The 19,068-nt window shown below is 46.2% G+C and carries 16 protein-coding genes; 10 read left to right on the top strand and 6 right to left on the bottom strand.

All coding sequences use genetic code 11. The features are described from left to right. Position 1 precedes the first annotated feature (1 nt). The 7 genes from OU793_RS00640 to OU793_RS00610 are packed head-to-tail and all read left to right on the top strand — an operon-like array spanning position 2 to position 6,622. Positions 2-463, top strand: a complete 462-nt coding sequence (locus OU793_RS00640) for a TadE/TadG family type IV pilus assembly protein (RefSeq protein ID WP_140103130.1) — start codon at positions 2-4, stop codon at positions 461-463. Next, positions 460-978 (top strand): TadE/TadG family type IV pilus assembly protein, encoded by a 519-nt coding sequence (locus tag OU793_RS00635; RefSeq protein ID WP_159404032.1) that lies wholly within the window; start codon positions 460-462, stop codon positions 976-978. The genes OU793_RS00640 and OU793_RS00635 overlap by 4 nt, the downstream gene beginning before the upstream one ends. Before the next feature lie 12 nt (positions 979-990). Then, the gene (locus OU793_RS00630; protein ID WP_021449973.1) at positions 991-2,199 is read left to right on the top strand and encodes an AAA family ATPase; all 1,209 of its coding nucleotides are present in this window, start codon (positions 991-993) and stop codon (positions 2,197-2,199) included. 12 nt (positions 2,200-2,211) lie between these two features. Further along, positions 2,212-3,663 carry a CpaF family protein gene (locus OU793_RS00625; protein ID WP_021449972.1) on the top strand — a complete coding sequence of 484 codons (1,452 nt, stop codon included), beginning with the start codon at positions 2,212-2,214 and terminating at the stop codon, positions 3,661-3,663. An 11-nt stretch (positions 3,664-3,674) separates the two neighbouring features. Continuing rightward, a complete protein-coding gene (locus tag OU793_RS00620) occupies positions 3,675-4,643 on the top strand; it encodes a type II secretion system F family protein (protein ID WP_023584085.1) in 969 nt (322 codons plus the stop codon). A gap of 2 nt (positions 4,644-4,645) precedes the next feature. After that, positions 4,646-5,587 carry a type II secretion system F family protein gene (locus OU793_RS00615; RefSeq protein ID WP_021449970.1) on the top strand — a complete coding sequence of 314 codons (942 nt, stop codon included), beginning with the start codon at positions 4,646-4,648 and terminating at the stop codon, positions 5,585-5,587. 21 nt (positions 5,588-5,608) lie between these two features. Continuing rightward, positions 5,609-6,622 (top strand): lipopolysaccharide assembly protein LapB, encoded by a 1,014-nt coding sequence (locus OU793_RS00610; RefSeq protein WP_021447697.1) that lies wholly within the window; start codon positions 5,609-5,611, stop codon positions 6,620-6,622. A 132-nt stretch (positions 6,623-6,754) separates the two neighbouring features. Here the strand turns inward: OU793_RS00610 and OU793_RS00605 are convergent, their stop codons facing one another. Both OU793_RS00605 and chrA read right to left on the bottom strand, forming a co-directional pair. Beyond that, positions 6,755-7,867 (bottom strand): phosphatase PAP2 family protein, encoded by a 1,113-nt coding sequence (locus OU793_RS00605; protein ID WP_140103127.1) that lies wholly within the window; start codon positions 7,865-7,867, stop codon positions 6,755-6,757. Positions 7,868-7,980: 113 nt separating this feature from the next. Next, positions 7,981-9,120 (bottom strand): chromate efflux transporter, encoded by a 1,140-nt coding sequence (chrA, locus tag OU793_RS00600; protein ID WP_047708820.1) that lies wholly within the window; start codon positions 9,118-9,120, stop codon positions 7,981-7,983. Between the two features lie 88 nt (positions 9,121-9,208). Here chrA and OU793_RS00595 point away from each other — a divergent pair, with 88 nt between their 5' ends. Further along, a complete protein-coding gene (locus OU793_RS00595) occupies positions 9,209-10,060 on the top strand; it encodes a LysR family transcriptional regulator (protein ID WP_274647715.1) in 852 nt (283 codons plus the stop codon). 47 nt (positions 10,061-10,107) lie between these two features. Here OU793_RS00595 and OU793_RS00590 read toward each other — a convergent pair whose 3' ends face one another. The 4 genes from OU793_RS00590 to ebgR form a co-directional block, all read right to left on the bottom strand. Then, a complete protein-coding gene (locus OU793_RS00590; protein ID WP_005456559.1) occupies positions 10,108-11,541 on the bottom strand; it encodes an amino acid permease in 1,434 nt (477 codons plus the stop codon). A 78-nt stretch (positions 11,542-11,619) separates the two neighbouring features. After that, positions 11,620-12,072 (bottom strand): beta-galactosidase subunit beta, encoded by a 453-nt coding sequence (locus tag OU793_RS00585; RefSeq protein WP_140053059.1) that lies wholly within the window; start codon positions 12,070-12,072, stop codon positions 11,620-11,622. Between the two features lie 3 nt (positions 12,073-12,075). Next, positions 12,076-15,174, bottom strand: a complete 3,099-nt coding sequence (gene ebgA / locus OU793_RS00580) for a beta-galactosidase subunit alpha (protein WP_140103126.1) — start codon at positions 15,172-15,174, stop codon at positions 12,076-12,078. A gap of 347 nt (positions 15,175-15,521) precedes the next feature. Next, complete coding sequence (gene ebgR, locus OU793_RS00575; protein ID WP_005494135.1) at positions 15,522-16,508, bottom strand: transcriptional regulator EbgR; 987 nt, start codon at positions 16,506-16,508, stop codon at positions 15,522-15,524. A 379-nt stretch (positions 16,509-16,887) separates the two neighbouring features. Here ebgR and galE point away from each other — a divergent pair, with 379 nt between their 5' ends. Both galE and OU793_RS00565 read left to right on the top strand, forming a co-directional pair. Beyond that, positions 16,888-17,907, top strand: a complete 1,020-nt coding sequence (gene galE, locus OU793_RS00570; protein WP_140103129.1) for a UDP-glucose 4-epimerase GalE — start codon at positions 16,888-16,890, stop codon at positions 17,905-17,907. Positions 17,908-17,989: 82 nt separating this feature from the next. Continuing rightward, a complete protein-coding gene (locus OU793_RS00565) occupies positions 17,990-19,042 on the top strand; it encodes a UDP-glucose--hexose-1-phosphate uridylyltransferase (RefSeq protein ID WP_140103124.1) in 1,053 nt (350 codons plus the stop codon). Positions 19,043-19,068 lie beyond the last annotated feature (26 nt).

Here is a 19,068-nt window from a genome sequence, read left to right as displayed (position 1 = left end):
TATGTTGTACGTTAAAGCTCATAACCAGTTAGGCAAAAATTATCAACGGGGGCTTGCTGCAGTTGAGTTTATTTTAGTGCTCCCGGTTTTATTGATGCTATCTGTTTTAGTCATAGATGTTTGTCGTGCGTTTATACAATACACCGAAGTTAACAAAGCGCTGCAAAATGGCGCGCGATATGCTGTGGTGGACACTTACGGAACATTAGATTTTGATTCAATTGCAGATGAAACCAATATCAAAAATGTTGTTGTGTATGGAACACCGTCAGCGTCTTCAACGCCTATAATTGATTACATTGCTGTTGGGGATATTGTTATCACGCCTCCATCCTCGACAAATAAAACGGTTACTTTGTCTGCAACTTACAATTACGTGCCAATCTTTGCGACCTTACCGTTTTCGAACTCTTCTTTGCAATTTAGCATTGGCGCTTCAGCATCAATGAGGACAGGTCCATGAAACGATTGATAGTGAAACAGAAAGGGGTTACCCAGCTGGAGTTTTCACTGATTGCGTTGGCAGTGATATTGGTGCTCTTCTTAATTATTGAATTTGCTTTGTATTTTTTTTCTGTGCAAATGGTCAATGAGGTCACCAGAAGGGCTGCAAGGCTTGCGACCGTGTGTTACATCGCCGATAGGGATGACGTTCCTAACTTGCCTGCCGTATCTAACCTTTATCCATCGGGTTTTACTGCTAATAATCTACAAATTGATTATCTCGATGCAAATGGCGCAAGTGTAAACGTAGCCGGATTTTTATCGACGCCTCCTGCTGATAAGGCGACTTTGGATTCTCAGTTTGTCCAAATAAAGTATGTTCGAGCAAGGGCGGTGAATTATACATTTCAGTTTTTTGTTTTAGCTGCTTTAATTAATGCAGTAGGGAATACTCCAGCTTTTGAAACCATATTGCCAGCCGAGAGCTTAGGCATATTAAGGCCAGAAGGGACGAATGTTATTACGGATTGCTAATGGAGTGGCCATATGTTGAAACCAGTAAAAATAAGTGACGATACATATAAAAGTTTAAAAACAAACTTGATTGTTTGGGTAGTCTATTCTACGTCCAATTTTAAACTTCATTTGTCGGATGAATTATCTGGTTGCGTCAATGTCAATGTCGATTGGATAGAGCTGGATTTATTTAATATTGATTTGGTTAAGAGCAAATCAATACCTGATTTAATTTATATTGAAACCGGAGAAAACTGGGCACAAAAAGTGGCTCATGTTTATTCTGGTGATGGAAATTTACAGCATAACCATACGGCATTAATTGTTTTCGGTGATGAAAGCGATACCGCTTCACTTAAAATGGCGCTGCGACTGGGCGCGACGGATTATTTCTCGCGTTCGGTAGACCTTGGTGAATTGTACCCGTTGTTGAAATCGACGGCTGAAGAGAAAATCTCCAACAAAAAAATGGGAGATTTGACCTTATTTATCAATACTAAAGGTGGCTCTGGGGCGACCACGCTGGCTATCAATACAGCCATTGAGCTTTCGAGTTACGCCAAAAGCAAAGTATTGCTGATTGACCTTGATATGCAGTTCAGTGACGCCGCAGATTATTTAAACTGTAAACCGAAATATAGCATCAACGATGTGATTGATTCCGTAAACGATTTGGATGAATTGTCACTAGAAGGTCTCGTTTATCAACATCCTTCTGGGTTGAATTACCTCTGTTTTAGTCAAAATGATCCAAGAAATAACCATAAGCATGCCATTCAAGTGAGTAAGCTTTTGCCTATTCTTCGCCAGTTTTATTCGCATATTATTGTCGATTTGTCTCATGGCGTTGATCATGTTTATCAACAGATTGTTTCCCCTGCCACGCATATATTTTTGATCATGCAGCAGAATGTGACCTCAGTAAAACATGCGGTCAGTTATATACGTTCATTAGAATTAGACTATGGTTTAAGTCATCATCAGGTTGAACTCATAGTTAATCGTTTTGAAAAGAAATCAACAATATCCTTAAAAGATATTGAAAATGCAGTTGGTGGCCATGCGATACATTTAGTCCCAAATAATTTTGCTATTGCGATAGAGAGCGCCAATTTAGGTAACCCAATTGTTCAATCTAAGAAAAATAGTGCTTTAAAAGCTTCGTTAGCGGAAATATCGCACTTATTAGAAAGCCCAACACAAGAGCACCAGAGTTGGATTAAGAAATTCTTTTCTTAGTAAGGGGGAGTTATGTTTTTCAAACGGAAAGGCGTCGGGAGTTCATTCAATTCCGTAGATGAAGAAAAAGAATCAAAAGTCGTCCAAGTAGATCTCTCTGAAAGAGCAGAAGACGAGGATTACGTCAGTGAAAACAAACCATTAACGCCGGTTGAAGCGAAGCTGAAAGCGATTGAAGAGCAGAAAAAACAGCTTGAGCAAGATCTGGCTATCAAGCACTACTACCACAAAAAATTGCTGGATACTTTAGACCTTGGCTTGTTATCACATCTGCAAGAAGATCGCGCGAAAGAAGAGTTAAGGGAAGCGGTGGTTCAGTTGATCGCCGAAGACCAAACGCATCCTTTAAGTTCAGAAGCGCGCAACCGCGTTATCCACCAAATCGAAGACGAAGTGTTTGGTCTTGGGCCGCTTGAGCCACTGCTTGAAGATCCAACCATTTCAGATATTTTGGTCAATGGCCCTAAAAACATTTATGTCGAGCGCTTTGGTAAGCTAGAAAAAACGCCGCATACGTTTTTGGATGAGCGCCACCTTCGCAACATCATTGACCGTATTGTAAGCCAAGTAGGCCGACGTATTGATGAGGCGTCGCCTATGGTGGATGCGCGTCTAAAAGATGGCTCTCGTTTCAATGCCATCATCCCTCCACTTGCCATTGATGGGCCATCGGTATCCATTCGTCGTTTTGCGGTCGAACGTTTGAATATGGACAACTTATTAGGGCTTGGTTCGCTTTCGCCAGAAATGGGCAAATTCTTGAACGCAGCCGTTGTCGGGGAACTGAACATTCTTATCTCGGGCGGTACAGGCTCAGGTAAAACAACCACGCTTAACATCCTGTCTGGTTTCATTCCGAGTGATCAACGTATCGTTACTATCGAAGACTCGGCCGAGTTGCAGTTGCAACAACCGCACATTATTCGTTTGGAAACACGCCCATCCAACATTGAAGGAAAGGGGGAAATCTCCCAGCGTGATCTGGTGAAAAACTCACTGCGTATGCGTCCTGACCGAATTGTGATTGGTGAGGTGCGTGGCTCGGAAGCGGTCGATATGTTGTCTGCGATGAACACCGGTCACGACGGTTCACTTGCGACCATTCACGCCAATACTCCAAGGGATGCACTCAGCCGTATTGAAAACATGTTCTCTATGGCGGGTTGGAACGTTTCGACCAAAAACTTAAGGGCGCAGATCGCGTCAGCCATCAATATCGTGGTGCAAATGGAGCGTCAGGAAGACGGTAAGCGCCGCATGGTCAGTTTGCAGGAAATAAACGGCATGGAAGGGGAAGTCATCACCATGTCCGAGATCTTTACCTTCCAGAGAAGAGGGGTGGATCAAGATGGCAATGTGCTAGGGGATTACATAGCAACAGGCATCGTGCCAAGTTGCCATGATCAATTGATTAAACGAGGCTTAGACGTTCCATTTGAAATATTTAACGAAAAAGTCCGTTAGGAGGGTGTGCTATGGAAAGTCAATTCCCCCTATTTCTTCTTTTGCTGTTTTTGTCGGTGTTCTTTATTAGCCAAGCATTGATCCTGCCTTCGGCGGGTAAAAAGGTGAAACACAAACAGCTCATTAAGAGAATTCACGAAAGCCACAAGCATATCGATCAAGAGAGTATCTCGCTGCTAAGAGAAAACTCTTTGAAGAACCTCTCACCACTAGAGCGATGGTTAGTACGTTTTAGCTTGTTTGAAAGCTTTAAGAAAAAGCTCGAACTCGCGGGTATTTCGATGGGGTTCAGCCGCGTTATCTTCTTCACCTTTTTATCTGGGGTTGCGGTCGGTTTGCTGCTCTATTTGTGGGGGCAAGTCTGGTACTTGTGTGCTGGCGTTGCGGTCGCTTGTTGGGTCTCTGCGTACTTTTATCTGCAAAAGAAAATTGCCGACCGTTTGATGAAATTTGAGGAGCAATTACCAGAGGCATTAGACATCATCAAACGTGTATTGCAAGCCGGTCAGCCCATTACTCAAGCGTTTGGCGAAGTGGGCAGGGAAGTCAGCGCGCCACTTGGCCCTGAGTTCTTGAATACCTTCAACTTGCTCAATTATGGTTACGATCTGCGTTTAGCCATCATGCAAATGTCTGAGCGCACACCAACGGTTTCCATGCTTGCGTTTTCCAGTGCCGTGCTATTGCAAAAAGAGACGGGCGGTAACCTGGTGGAGAACATTGAAAAGCTGTCCCATTTGTTACGTGCGCGCTTCAAACTGGCTCGAAAAATCAAAACCATTTCAGCGGAATCTCGCATGTCAGCTTGGGTGCTGGTGTTGGCTCCTTTTGTGCTCTACTTGTTTATATCTATAGTTAGGCCTGAGTTTTTGGAGCCGTTACATAATAGTCCTCTTGGTATCAAAATGATAATCGGTGGGATGATCTCTCTATTCATCGGTACGCTTTGGATTCGTAAAATTATCAACGTTGAGGTGTAACCATGGAAAGTATTCAAGGATGGTTGAGCGGTTTTGCCATTAATCAAGAAACCTTACTGATGGGACTTATCTTGGTTACGACGGTACTCGTGGTGATGACGTTGGGCTCCATCATTGTCGGGGTCAACTCGCCCATTAAGCGTAAGCTGGCAGAGTTGTCCGGTGATAAGAAATCGCTCCCATCACACAATAAGAAAATGGCCGATACGTTGGAGTCTCTCGCGCCGCTAACCTCGCCAACCAGTGAAAAAGAACGTCAAACCACACGCAATAAACTGATGCATGCAGGCTTTCATCAGAGTAATGCTTTATCTTTGTTTTATTCTATTAAGTCAGTAACAACTATATTTGGTGTTTTAGTTTCGGCATTTATTTATATAACTTTTCCAGGATCCAAATATGTTTACTTTTTAATGATACTTTCAATTTTTGTTGGTTTGTTTATTCCGAATATATTTTTGAGTCGAATGATAAATCAACGCCAAAAATCAATTCGAGCTAGTGTGGCTGATATGCTCGATTTATTGATCGTGTGTACGGAATCCGGATTAGGTTTTAATGCTGCTTTGCGACGTGTGGCGGATGAGTTGGTTGTATCTCACCCCGAGTTAGCTGACGAATTAGATACGGTCTGTAATAAGATACAGGCAGGTAAAACAATGCCAGAAGCACTACACGAAATGGTTGTTCGTACTGGATTGGAGGAACTTGTTGGATTAGTAAGTATGTTAAGCCATGCATCTCGAATTGGGGGGAGCTTAGTCAACTCCTTACGTGAATACACGGAAGATTACAGAGACAAGCGACAACAAGCGGCCGAAGAGTTAGCGGCAAAAGTTCCAGTGAAAATGTTGTTTCCAACTGTTTTCTTTATATGGCCTTGCTTTTTTATTGTCGCCGTTGGCCCCGCGATAATAACCTTAATTGAAGCGTTTTCTAATTAGATAAAAATAGGGATAGTTATGTTGTGGATTAAGAAATACGTCATCATCTCGTTGTTGGTGCTCACTGCATGTGCAACAAATGAACAAGCATCCGATTTTGATTCCAGCTTGTATTCTGGCAAACCCGTTGAGTCGCTCACCAATGATGAGCCGCCCAAAACTGAGGAAGAGGCTATCTCGCGCGGTGATATTGCGCTTACCAACAAAAATGTCGATTTGGCATTGTATGAATATATTCGCTCCCTTTCTTTCCCTAACGCGGTGCATAAAGACAAAACGCTATACACCGTCGGGCGTATTCACTTAGCTCGCGAGAACTACGAACTGGCGGATAAAGCCTTTCGTGCATCGCTTGCAGAAAATCCTGACAACATTGGTTCCTTACAAGAACTTGGCACGCTGTACACTAAGCGCGGAGAAAAAGACGTCGGTAAGAGTTATTACATTCGCGCACTTAATGCCGACCAAATCCGTATGAAAGGCAACCCGAACATCACCAACGACAACATCACGGCAGAGTCTGTAGCCACTTATCGTTACGACGATAAATCGCCAGTGGCTGCGTATTCTGGTTTAGGGGTATTGTATGACGTCCGTGGCGATCACGGCGTAGCACAAGCACTGATCAGAAAAGGGTTGGATATTGACCCGAGAAACGTTAACGCATTAGTCAGTTTGGGATACTCGTATTATATGGAAAAAGAGTACTCAAAAGCGGCGCACTTTACTCAAGCGGCTTTGAGCATCAAACCGAGTGATGAAAGGGCAATTAACAACTTAGGATTGATTGCACTTGCGAAAGACCAACCAAGACAAGCGCTGAGCATTTTCAGCCGTCATATGACCGAGCCTGAAGCGTTAAATAACGTGGGGTACTTTTTGATTCTGCAAGGCAAGCCGGACGAAGCGATTCCTTACTTGCAGCAAGCGATTGATAAGAACCCGGCCTACTATGAGTTAGCCAACAAAAACCTAGAGCGCGCTCTTGCGATAGTTCGCGAGCGACAAGATACATCGAAAGTGTTCTTACAATAGGGTAACGAAACCTGAGGCGATTTCTTCAATTACAGCCGTTATCTGACAGAGTAAATATTCAATGAAAAAGCCACTCCGCTACTAAGGCGAGAGTGGCTTTTTATTTTGGGTTTTGATGGAGAGTTCGTAGCGTTAGGTAACTTTTGTTTGGTGAGTAAGGCTCGTTAGCGCCCATCCAACCGCTTTCCAAATCGCCAAGGTTGAAAGCACAGAAAAATAGCCATCAACCGCGTAATGCCATCCCAAATGGACCGAACCTATTTGAATGATGACCGCAAAAGCGCAGGCAAAGTATCCCAATGTTTTATTGAGACGGTAAGTGCATAGCGCCATTAATACCGCAATGGATACGTGCATACTTGGCATGGCAGAGATGCCAGAACCGATGCCATTTACCTGCGTTACATAGCCTTGCCAAAGGTAATCCTGAGTTTGTAAAGCCCATAATGGAAATGCGCCAACGTTTTCTAAAAACGTACTTTGCTCGTTCAATCTCTGCATTAAAGGAGCAAAAAGATCATCACCGTTCAAAAGCTCCAAATAACACGGCCCTACTGATGAAAACGCGGTCGCAAATAGGCTGCCGTTGATCATCCAAGTCAGCAGAAACGTGAGTAAAAACTGTAAGCGTAACACTCGTGCCTTCTTGTACAGTACAAAGAAAAACAGCGTCACCCACATAAAAAAGAACCAAGCATTGTAGGCGGTATTGATTGCCAGAGATGCCCAAGGGCTTGAGAAAATAGCGTGAGTAATCACCCACGGGTCGTTGCCAAAATGTAGCCAGCGGTCGAGTTCAATCAAGCTCTGATCAACACCGTAAGGGTGTAGCAAGGGGATGATGGATTTTAAGAAGGTGTAATTTGAAAAGACGATGTTGAGCGCCAACAACAAAATCAGAATTGAGCAGGTTCGACTGAGCGGGAAAACGATGGTTTTGAGCTTACACAGAAACTGTTTGGTGGGGCGTTTTTCACGGCGAACGAGCAGATACAAATAGTAGTAACTGCACCACACAAGCCCTGCGCTGTAACAAGCTAAATAAAGAGTTTCGAGGTAGGTAGTAAATGAGTATTGAACTGGGAGTTTTAAGTAAACTGCTAAGGCATAAAGCAGGATGGTTGTGATAAGGCAATACAGGTAAACACTTTTGTCTGCAGCTATTTCCTCTCGCAATTGATTGAAGAAAGCGACGCCCTTTTGCTGCCAGCTCAGGTTGAGCTCGTAATTGTTGTCTTGTTCCATCGATGATCCGTCATCTCAATCCTTCCAATATCATTAAGCTTAGTTGAGAAAACGGGCACTCGTATTTGAGTACCCGTGGTTTATCTGGATTCAATAGTTGGCGTATCAGCAGGCTACATCATGCCCGTGACAAGGCCTGCCGCCACAAAAAACACGATCATCCACAGCACCGAAAGGTTGAGCTTTTTGTGTAGATAGCAACCCGCAACCACTAACGCCATGTCGATGGGAGCAACAACTGCGCTGCTAAATACTGGCTGGTAAAGTGCCGCGAGTAGTAACCCTACTACCGAGGCATTGACACCGTTGATGGCGCCGGAGACCAGCGGTTTGTCTGCCAGTGCTTGCCAGTTTTTAAGAACGCCAAGCAGTAAAAGAAACCCTGGGAGGAATACGCCAAGCGTTGCGATCAGCGCGCCTAAAATTGGCGTATCCGAAAGCTCATAACCAATAAAAGTCGCAAAGGTGAACATTGGCCCCGGTACAGCTTGTGCAGCGGCGTAGCCTGTTAAAAATGCATCTTGGCTGAGCTGGTCGCCAACAATGTTTTGCAGAAGCGGTAGCACCACATGACCGCCACCAAACACTAAACTACCAGCTTGGAAAAAATCACTAAACAACCCAAGCAAAGGCAACGTATGAGCTACTAACGGTAAGCCGAGTAAAAGCACCGCAAATAGAGCCAATGGCGTGATAGACGGTTTAAACGGCTCGGCTGATGGCGCGGAGTCTTTCTTCAGATATCGCATGCCGACAAAACCTGCTACGAGCAACACGAACATTTGCGTCATGATGCTTGGTGCCACCAGCAACGCAATCGCAGTCGCGACGCACAAACCCGCGGTCAGTTTGCTTTGACAGAAGTTTTTGTACATGCCCCAAGTCGCATCCGCCACGACGACGACTGCGAGCAGTTTTAGGCCGTGAACGATGTTTTGGAACACTGCGGTGTCGGTGATTTGGCTGCTCACCATCGCCAGCGCCAACATGATGATCACCGAAGGAAGCGTGAATCCGACAAATGCTGCGCATGCGCCACCTAAACCGCCACGTTTATAGCCTAAAGCAAAGCCAACTTGGCTTGAGCCCGGTCCCGGCAAAAACTGACTGAGTGCGACAATTTGCGCGTACTCGCTGTCATCAAGCCATTTCAGTTTCTCAACAAAGGTTTGGCGAAAATAACCAATATGAGCCGCCGGGCCGCCGAAGCTGAACCAACCCAGCCAGAAAAAAGTTTTGAAGATGGTGAACATGTCGAGCCTGTTTATCTAAAAAGCATTGTTGCTAATTTATCGGATGCTCTAAAATGACTCAAATTGATAGATTTAATTTCATTTATGAATGAAATGGGATGAAGGTGTTGAGGTGAAAGAGGACATTCAGTGGCGCAACATTGACTTGAACTTATTGGTGACGTTTTCCTACTTGTATCGACATCGAAGCGTTAGCGTCGCTGCAGAGAAAAGTTACGTTAGCCAGTCGGCGATGAGTCATAGTTTGTCTCGTTTAAGGTTGTTGTTTGACGACCCGCTTTTTGAGCGAAAAGGACATAAGATGGAGCCCACCGAGCACGCTCACCACATCGCGCCAACTGTGCATCACTTGTTGGACTCTATCGCCAAAGACTTGCTCACTAAGTCTGCCTTTCAACCTGAAAATTACGCGGGTGTATGTCGCATTGGGTTAACGGATTATGCCGAGTTTATTTTTGCTCCTCGGCTTTATGACGAAATACGCCAGCGCGCACCAGAGGCCCAGATCAGTTTTATTAACGTCAATCGTAGCAACTACGTGGCATTAACTGAGCACGAAAAGCTCGATGTCATTATTGGCAGCATGCCGGTGTTGGATGACAACTTTGAGAGCTTGTACTTGTACACGGAAAAACATGTGTGTATGTGTGATAAACAGGTATTGAAAGGGGAAACACAGCTCTCTCTGGAAGCGTTCGCGAACATAGAGCAAGCTCTGGTAAGTCCCGATGGGAGCTTAAAGACACAAGTAGACCAAAAGCTCGCAGAACATGGCTTGAGCCGTAAAGTCACCGTGGCGTCGCGCAACTTTCTCACTATTCGGCATTTATTGAAAAAGCGCGATCTCATTGCCATGCTGTGGCATTCCAGCCGAAACAATGAAGACAAAGGCATTTGGCTACGCGAGTTGGTTTCTTCGACCATCACCTCTCACATATAAAAAGGGCACCAAAGGGTGCCCAGAATGTTTGTCATTGAGAGTCTGTGTTATACCGCTTGCGAAGCTGGCGCGGCCTCTTTTATACGTTCTTCCTGATTCAATGATTTTTCGTATTGGCTGTACTTCCACCAAGCAAAGCCAAGGAAAATCACGATACCGCCAACGTTGTAGAAAATGATGGTCATGATGTCGGCCCCTGTAGGGAAGGTCGATGCTAAGAAACCAACCGTAAAGATAGCGATCAGTACCGATACGGTAGCGATGCCCATTTTGCGTGAGCCCATTTTGAAATCACGCTCGACGTGATCCAGTTTCAAGCGCAGATTCAGGTACGCCAACATGATGAACAATGGTGGGAGCATGGATGCCGCTGCGGTCATGTTGATCACGGTGTTCATCAGATCTTGAGCGGTGTTAGAACCTAATGTTGGGATGATCATCAGTGGGATAACGATAAGGAACTGATACCAAGCTGCGCGAGCTGGAACGCCGTTTTCGTTCAGCTCTACGGTTTTCTTACCAAAAATGCCTTCTGGAATCTCAGAGAAGAAGATTTTCACTGGCGTTGCTGTCCACATCAGTAGAGAGCCAAACATAGCGGTGAAGGATACCAAGCCTACAAAGCGGTTCATCAATATTTCTGGCAAACCAAAGTACGCAGCCAAACCTTCAAATACTTGAACCGATCCGCCCGTGTATTTTAGGGTTTCGCTAGGAACAAATACGTTAATCAAAACAGACGCGACTGAGTAAAGCACACCGATAAAGATACCTGCGATGATGATGACTTTAACGAACGATTTCGAGCCGCCTTTCACATCGTTTACGTAAACCGCGACCGATTCCGCACCGCCTGCCGCCATAAATATCCATGTAGTAATGCCTAAAAATGCCCAGCTGAAATCAGGGATCATCGCTTCTACAGTAATTGGGTCAGCTGGTTCTACGCCGCCGATCAACGCTGCGCCAGCCAGTAAAATGTACGACATTGTCAGTAGCAGCATGAGGGAGGAGGTCACCGACGTAATTGGCCCCAACATTTTCGCGCCGTTTGTCGATACGTAGGTCGCAAACGCAAACAAAATCATACTGAGCACGGTAGTGGTGAATGGCGTCAGAATGTATTCATAGCCCAAGAACGCGTAAGACGCATAAGCGATAACACGCGGCAGCAAGGACGTGAAGAAGAATAGGTTAACGAACCAGTAAGTGTAGGCAGAGATAAACGCCCAGCGACCGCCAAGTGAGCTTTTTACCCATGCGTAGACCCCCGCTTCAGAATCTTTATTCAGAGATACGAATTCTGCGATGATCAAACAGAAAGGGATGAAATAAAAAATGGTCGCCAGAAAGAACATTGGCGCAGACGCTAGACCGATCTCGATGTTGTTATTGATTACGTTATTAAAGCTAAATACTGCAGCAAAGGTGAGGGACAACAACCCGAATTTGCCTATCGTATTACGTTTGGATTCAGACATGTTCTATCTCCGGTGAATCACGTTGGAATTGTAGGGAGGAAGGGCTTGTAATGCTGTGACCACAGCCCTTCTCTTGTTTTATTTATTTAGGAAGTAGCCATCTTCGATGGTCACTTTGAGCACCACTTTTCTTACGCGGTTGTCTCCATGGAAGCGGTACGCTTCACTGTTTTCAAAAATCGCTACTTGGCCTTCGCAAAGCTCACGTATTTCACCCTGACCAGAAAAAAATTCGCGGTCGGTTTCATCACGATAAGCTTGTTCTAGTGTCAAAGCGGTTTTATCCGCGAACTCAACGGTTTCTCGGCCTTCGAGGTAGTAATGCACATCGAAGTAACGACGGTTACCGATGAACGTTTCGGTTTGTTTCGCGATGCCATCTTCAACCATGTAAACCAGTGAATCGCCAATCGAGTGCATCACGCCATCTTTGATGTTACCGATGTTGCCAATGGCTTCCACACAGCGGTTCCATTTACGACCGTTGCGATATACCTGTTTGAATTGCTCTAAGCTGTCTAACACGATCATGGGTTACGCCTCGTTGACTGGTTGAGTATTGGTTTGAGTGAAAAACGCGTTGTCGAAATCATGGTTTGCCATCACTTGTGCGTTGCAATCGCCTGCTTGCAGTGGCATCAGCGTAAAACCGTAACGGAACTCGTCCATGTACACGCGGTAAGAGTCGAGCACTTCGCTGCCCCATGAGTTCGAGCCTAACCCCATCACTTGATGGTCAAGGTTAAGGGTGATGTAGCCACTCTTTTCTAGCTCGATCGTATGTTGCGCTTCATGCAGATTTTGGTTGGTGTAGAGCCACGCGCTGAAGTTGATTTCTTGCTGAGGTTTCACCAATAACCCTGTGCCATGACGGTTCGTGAGCGATGCCCAGCGCACGTGTTGGCGGTTGCCGTTGTTTTGCGGGAACGGGTAGTTCTCGAACATGTCCGCCACGTTGGTGTGGTACAGATCGATGATGTTGGCTTGGCGGCTGTCTTGATAGTTCTCTTCAGGGCCGCGACCGTAGTAACTCACTTGATCAAAGCTGCCGTTAATGCCTAAATCCAAGCCAATGACCGGAATCACGTGAGGGTAGTCGCCGTAGCGCTCGCCACTCAGTTCCACGTTCAAATGGCCTTGAGCATTGATTTGATAGCGATAGGTACAACGCATGCCAAAATCAAAGACCGGCGGCGCAATGATGCTGGTGGTTGTAATCAAGACGGAATCATCAGTTGCTTCCACAGCAAGTGTGCGGAAGTGCTCCTGCATGATTTGCAGATGCGCTGGGTGCCACAAACCTTCATACTCTTGTTTGTGGTTATCAATCATCGGTTTGAAGAAGTTCAGTCTCGGCTCAGATTGAATGATCTCTTCGCCATTTACGCGCCAAGAAGTCAGCTTGCCGTTTACTTTCGAGAAAGTAAGCGTGAAGTTATGGCCTTCAATTACGTGTTCCAAACGGCTTTCGTTAATCACCAAAGGTTGTGCGTTGCGATTGATGAACGCAGGTGCAGACGCGGTCTTTTCTTTCAGTTGGAACTGATACACCGCAATTTCATGGTTGGCTTCGCTGTAAAGTGTGCGACTGTCTTTGCGTACGGTGAAGTTAACAAAGGCTTCGCGCTCATCCAATTCTGGCAAGTCGATGGTCACTTCACGTTCGCTGTTGGCGACCAAAGCTTCGACTTTGAATTGCACGCTGCGCAGGGTTTCACCTTCGGCACGCACGTCAGCAGTAATGGTGTAATCATCGAGGTTGGTGAACCACAATTTGTTCTCAACGATAAAGCGGTCATGGCAACCTTCAACGGCGCGGATTTTCACCGGTGCAATGACTTGTTTGTATTCTTTGAGACCTGGGCCCGGGGTTTGATCTGGGTAAATCAGACCATCCATGCAGAAGTTGTAGTTGTTTGGGTAGTCGCCGTAATCGCCGCCGTATTTGTAGAACTCTTGACCGTGTTCATCACGCGCTAGAATGCCGTGATCACACCATTCCCAAACGTAGTGACCTTGAATGTGGTCGTGCGCATAGAACACGTTTTGGTATTCCGTCAGACCACCCGGCCCGTTACCCATCGCGTGCGCGTATTCGCAGATAATGCGTGGCTTCTCGTGTGGGTGTTCGCCAAAGTAATTCATCAGTTGAGCGCGTGAGTACATAGTGGAAATCACATCCACCACTTCAGCATCGCGGTCTTCTTCATAATGAACCAAACGGGTGTCATCAAGGGCTTTGGTGGCGGCGTACATGGCGCGGATATTACAACCGTAGCCAGACTCATTGCCGAGTGACCACATGATGATCGATGGGTGGTTTTTCTGTGCGTGCACATGGCGCACAGCGCGATCAACAAACACCGCTTCCCATGCTGGATCGTTGGTGATGCGGCTGAGGTCGCCAACGTTGGCAAAGCCGTGGGTTTCCACATCGGTTTCTGCCATCACAAACAGGCCGTAAATATCACACAGCTCGTAGAAGCGTGGGTCGTTCGGGTAGTGCGCGGTGCGAACTGAGTTGATGTTGTGCTGCTTCATCAACATCAGATCTTTTTCCACGCGGTCCATGCCTACTGCACGACCTTTTAGGTGGTCGTTGTCATGACGGTTGACCCCATGCAGCATCACGTATTGGTTGTTGATGTAAAACAGGCCATCGCGCACTTTGATGTCACGGAAACCCACGCGTTGTGGGATCACTTCCACTACGTTGCCTTGGTGATCTTTTAAGGTGATGAACAAGTGGTAAAGGTAAGGATTTTCAGCTGTCCAATGCGTTGGATTCACCATATCAATCGCAAAGCTTGTTGAGTGGTGTTTTTGGATAGTCAGTGAATCGCATTGACCTCTGGCTACGACAGTGCCTTTGTCATGCAGCGCGTATTCCAGCGTGTAGCCAGACGTGATAGCGGTGGAAAGGTTTTCCAATTCGATTTGAGCACTGAGCGTCGCACTTTGGTAATCGTCGGCGAAATCGGTGCGAATTGTTAGGTCTTGGACGTGAATGTTCTCTTTTCCGATTAGGTAAACATCACGGAATATCCCCGCCGTCCACCACATGTCTTGGTCTTCAATGTAAGTGGAATCGGCCCACTGCATTACGCGTACAGAGAGTAAGTTTTCGCCTTGTTGGACGAACTTGGAAATGTCGAATTCCGCTGTGAGTCGGCTGCCTTTACTAAAGCCGACGTACTCGCCGTTTACGTACACTTCAAAGTAGGTTTCCACGCCATCGAACTTGATGATGGTTTGTTGGTTATCCCACTGTGGACCAAGTGTAAATGTGCGTTGATAAGCGCCCGTTGGGTTGTCGGTTGGTACAAACGGGACGTCGATCGGGAATGGGAAGCCTTCATCGGTGTATTGCAGATCGCCGTGGCCTTCCATTTGCCACATGTTTGGGACGGTAATGTGTCCCCAGTCGTTCATTGTTTGTGAGTAAAACGCATCAGGCACCAACATTGGGTTGGTGAAATAACGGAATGTCCATTGGCCGCTGAGCAACATAAAGCGGCGACTCAGTTCACGTTGAAAGGTTTGTGCTCTCTGAACAGAGTCGTAGGAGAAAAAGTACGCACGTGGTGCCATACGATTCTCGTGTAAGTGTTGGAAGTTTTCCCAATTGTTCACGTTTTGATCTCCCCTCGGCTTGGTGCGCTTATGTTGGAGTGCGGATTGGTTTCATCGCGGCTCAACATCAGTGCAAAAACAACGGCCGATGTATTGTGAAAAATGCTTATGAATAATCTGAGAAAGATATTAGTAAAAGTTTTACTAAAATAAATTAGTGAAAACGTTTTACTTTAACTTGGTCACGTTTTAAATGACCAATGTTGAGCAAGATGTGATCAGCGTAAAGGAATGCGTTCTAGATTGTTTTGGAAAGTAAAAACAGTAAAAATTCGGTAGAAAATAAAAGAAGAAATAAAAAAGCACTGAAAATTCAGTGCTTTATTTGAGCAGTTTTGAGGGGGTTTTTATCGAGTTGTGCCGCGTAGCTTGAGCTTGCTTGGAACGTACACTTGAAGGGGTAGTGCGCGTCCGTCACGGTATTTTTCTACTAACAAGTTCACACCTTGAATCCCCATCATTTCAGAATGAATACGAACGGTAGATAGAGGAGGGAAGGTAAAGCGCGCGGTAGGAATGTCGTTCACGCTGATCAGCGCAATATCATCAGGAATGTTTAAACCAAACTCATGCACTGCTCGTAACACACCAATCGCAATGGAGTCCGAAGCAATGAACATCGCTTTTGGGAAATCGCCTTTGGCCAGCATCTCTTTCGCTAAGTCATAACCGGACAAGCTAGAGAAATCGCCACGATAAATGTCGTCTTCAGAAACCACACCTTTTAGACTGCCGTAGTCCACAAACGCATTTTCACGAATGTCTGCGGTGTTGGGCTCGTCTTGTCCACCAATAAAGCCGATGCGTTCGTAGCCTTGTTGTACAAAGAAATCAACCACTTGCTTGCTGATTCTTACAAGGTCGATATCAACGCAATCGTAAGGGCTAGTTGGATCTGAAAAGTCGATGTAACAGATGCTATCGGCTAGGCGTTTAGGTAACTTATTGACCACCTTTTGGTCGACTTTCCCGACTAAAAGGACACCCGTAATCTTTTGCGTTTCAACATCAATTTCGCTGTTGTAGCAATTGGTTAGCGTAATGCCGAGTTTGTCGCACTGAGTTTCAATCCCATGACGAATCGACAAGTAGTAGGGGTCATTCACTTCTGCTTCTTGTTTGTAATTGTACAAGGCCAAAAAGTGATGTTTTTGCTTGGCTTCTTTGGTGGCTTTCTTCGAACTGCTGGTGCGGTACTCCAGCTTTTCTGCGATTTCTAAAATGCGGCGTTTGGTTTCTTCTTTAACGCTCAACGTCGGATCGTCATTCAAAACTCGCGATACAGTTGCAAGTGAGACGCCCGCTTCAGTGGCGATATCTTTTAGTGTTGCCATGTACATTTCCCGTTGGCATTGCTCACAGTCCAAGTGAGAACTCAATAATCTGGCTATTGTAAACAGCTACTTAGGGATGCACAAACTTTTAGTAAAATCGTGCGCTCCATGAAAGAGAGCGGTATCTGCTCGACTCATCTTCACTGCTCATCATCTTCCCGGTTTAATTTAACTAAAGTCTGCATCTAAAATAAGGCTTTCGTGCAATTTCGTGGAAACGTTTACACAATTTGAATTCGATCACGGATCTGGATCGAGATTGGTTGCTAGACTTTTAGCCAGTTAGAAATGGGCGTACTGATTCGATGCAATAGCGATTGGCTTTTAGCGCATCAGAGTGAGGTATGAACAGAAAGCAGCAAACGTGGAGAAGCAAAAAGTGAAAGTTCTTGTCACAGGCGGTATGGGATACATCGGTAGTCACACTTGCGTTCAGATGATTGAAGCGGGAATGGAACCTATCATCGTTGATAACTTGTGTAACGCCAAACTGGAAGTGTTAAACCGTATTGAAGCGCTGACTGGCAAACAGCCTGCGTTCCACCAAGGTGACATCCGTGACGAAGCCTTTTTGGATACGGTATTCGCGCAACACGACATCCAAGCCGTGATCCACTTTGCTGGCCTCAAAGCGGTTGGCGAATCGGTGGCAAAACCACTTGAGTACTACGACAACAACGTCAATGGCTCATTGGTGTTAGCGCGCAGCATGCGTAAAGCGGGCGTGAAAAGCATCGTATTCAGTTCATCGGCAACGGTTTACGGTGACCCTGAAATAGTGCCGATTACGGAAGACTCACCAACAGGCGCAACCACCAATCCATACGGACGCAGCAAATATATGGTGGAGCAGTGTTTAAGCGATCTGTTCCATGCTGAAAACGACTGGAGCATCACCTTACTGCGTTACTTCAACCCAGTTGGCGCGCACCCATCGGGCTGCATGGGGGAAGACCCACAAGGCATTCCCAATAACCTGATGCCATTTATCGCCCAAGTCGCTGTTGGTCGCCGAGAAAAACTCGCGGTATTTGGTAACGACTACCCAACCCCTGACGGCACTGGCGTGCGTGATTACATCCATGTGATGGATTTGGCCGACGGCCACATCGCCGCATTGAAATCGGTGGGTGAGAAATCGGGTTTGCACATTTACAACTTAGGTACAGGTAAAGGATCGAGCGTACTTGAGATGGTGGATGCGTTCGCGACCGCTTGCGGTAAACCTGTGCCTTACGAGTTATGCCCGCGTCGTCCTGGGGATATTGCTGAATGTTGGGCAAGCACGGAAAAAGCAGAGCGTGAACTAGGTTGGAAAGCAACATGCACGGTGGCTGAAATGACCGCCGATACGTGGCACTGGCAGTCAAATAACCCTAGTGGCTATTCCCCGGAGTAATTGCAGTCGCGCGTTGCCATCTGCGCTTCTCACGGTTTTGGGAAGCTGAGTTTGAAGAATTTTAAAGAGTTGAGTAAGTAACATGTCGAATGTCGAATTTAACCCAGTGGATCATCCACACCGCCGTTACAACCCTCTGACTGGGCAATGGATTTTGGTTTCACCTCACCGTGCAAAACGCCCTTGGAGCGGCGCAGATGAAAAGCCCGCATTGGATGAGCTACCAAGCTATGACGGTAAATGTTTCCTTTGTCCAACCAACGAACGTATCTCTGGCGATGTTAATCCAGATTACGAAGGCACCTATGTGTTCAATAACGATTTTGCTGCGCTGATGGTGGATTCACCAGATGCACCAGAGTCAAACAACCCGCTATTCAAAACGCAAGGCGTGCGTGGTTTGAGCCGAGTGATTTGCTTCTCGCCAGATCACAGCAAAACCTTACCGGAGCTGCCAGTGGATAAAATTCGTGGCGTGATTGATACATGGAATGAGCAAATTGAAGAGCTCGGCAAGGAATACGTTTGGGTTCAGGCGTTCGAGAACAAAGGCGAAACCATGGGCTGTTCTCAGCCTCATCCGCACGGTCAAATCTGGGCGAACAGCTTCTTACCAAATGAAATCGAGCGTAAAGAGCACAACCTAAAAGCCTACTACCAAGAACACGGCAGCAATTTGCTGGTGGATTACGTGCAAGCGGAACTCAAAGACGGCTCACGCATCGTGGTGGAAACTGAACACTGGCTGGCGGTGGTACCTTACTGGGCTGCTTGGCCGTTCGAAACCATGTTGTTGCCGAAAACGCACATTCGTCGCATGAGCGAACTCAGCGATGAGCAACGAGACGATTTAGCGCTAGCGATTAAGAAGCTGACCAGCCGTTACGACAATTTATTCCAATGCTCTTTCCCTTACTCGATGGGCTGGCACTACGCGCCGTTTTTTGACGAAGGCACAGACATCGACCATTGGCAGCTTCATGCGCTTTTTTATCCGCCACTACTGCGCAGTGCCACGGTTCGTAAGTTCATGGTGGGCTACGAAATGCTGGCAGAAAGCCAACGTGACCTCACCGCAGAGCAAGCGGCGCAGCGTCTGCGTGATGTGAGTGATGTCCACTACAAAGAATGCTAAGTCTTTAAATTGGACTGATTACGAAT

This window comes from Vibrio sp. VP6 (assembly GCF_028823755.1).
Taxonomy (GTDB): domain Bacteria; phylum Pseudomonadota; class Gammaproteobacteria; order Enterobacterales; family Vibrionaceae; genus Vibrio; species Vibrio parahaemolyticus.
This window is presented reverse-complemented; position numbering and strand designations above follow the sequence as displayed.

Bases quoted from the DNA above. Each gene is read 5' to 3' on its own strand.
- OU793_RS00640 (WP_140103130.1), top strand. From the start codon at position 2: ATGTTGTACGTTAAAGCTCATAACCAGTTAGGCAAAAATTATCAACGG.
- OU793_RS00635 (WP_159404032.1), top strand. From the start codon at position 460: ATGAAACGATTGATAGTGAAACAGAAAGGGGTTACCCAGCTGGAGTTT.
- OU793_RS00630 (WP_021449973.1), top strand. From the start codon at position 991: ATGTTGAAACCAGTAAAAATAAGTGACGATACATATAAAAGTTTAAAA.
- OU793_RS00625 (WP_021449972.1), top strand. From the start codon at position 2,212: ATGTTTTTCAAACGGAAAGGCGTCGGGAGTTCATTCAATTCCGTAGAT.
- OU793_RS00620 (WP_023584085.1), top strand. From the start codon at position 3,675: ATGGAAAGTCAATTCCCCCTATTTCTTCTTTTGCTGTTTTTGTCGGTG.
- OU793_RS00615 (WP_021449970.1), top strand. From the start codon at position 4,646: ATGGAAAGTATTCAAGGATGGTTGAGCGGTTTTGCCATTAATCAAGAA.
- OU793_RS00605 (WP_140103127.1), bottom strand. From the start codon at position 7,867: ATGGAACAAGACAACAATTACGAGCTCAACCTGAGCTGGCAGCAAAAG.
- chrA (WP_047708820.1), bottom strand. From the start codon at position 9,120: ATGTTCACCATCTTCAAAACTTTTTTCTGGCTGGGTTGGTTCAGCTTC.
- OU793_RS00595 (WP_274647715.1), top strand. From the start codon at position 9,209: ATGAAATGGGATGAAGGTGTTGAGGTGAAAGAGGACATTCAGTGGCGC.
- OU793_RS00590 (WP_005456559.1), bottom strand. From the start codon at position 11,541: ATGTCTGAATCCAAACGTAATACGATAGGCAAATTCGGGTTGTTGTCC.
- OU793_RS00585 (WP_140053059.1), bottom strand. From the start codon at position 12,072: ATGATCGTGTTAGACAGCTTAGAGCAATTCAAACAGGTATATCGCAAC.
- ebgR (WP_005494135.1), bottom strand. From the start codon at position 16,508: ATGGCAACACTAAAAGATATCGCCACTGAAGCGGGCGTCTCACTTGCA.
- OU793_RS00565 (WP_140103124.1), top strand. From the start codon at position 17,990: ATGTCGAATGTCGAATTTAACCCAGTGGATCATCCACACCGCCGTTAC.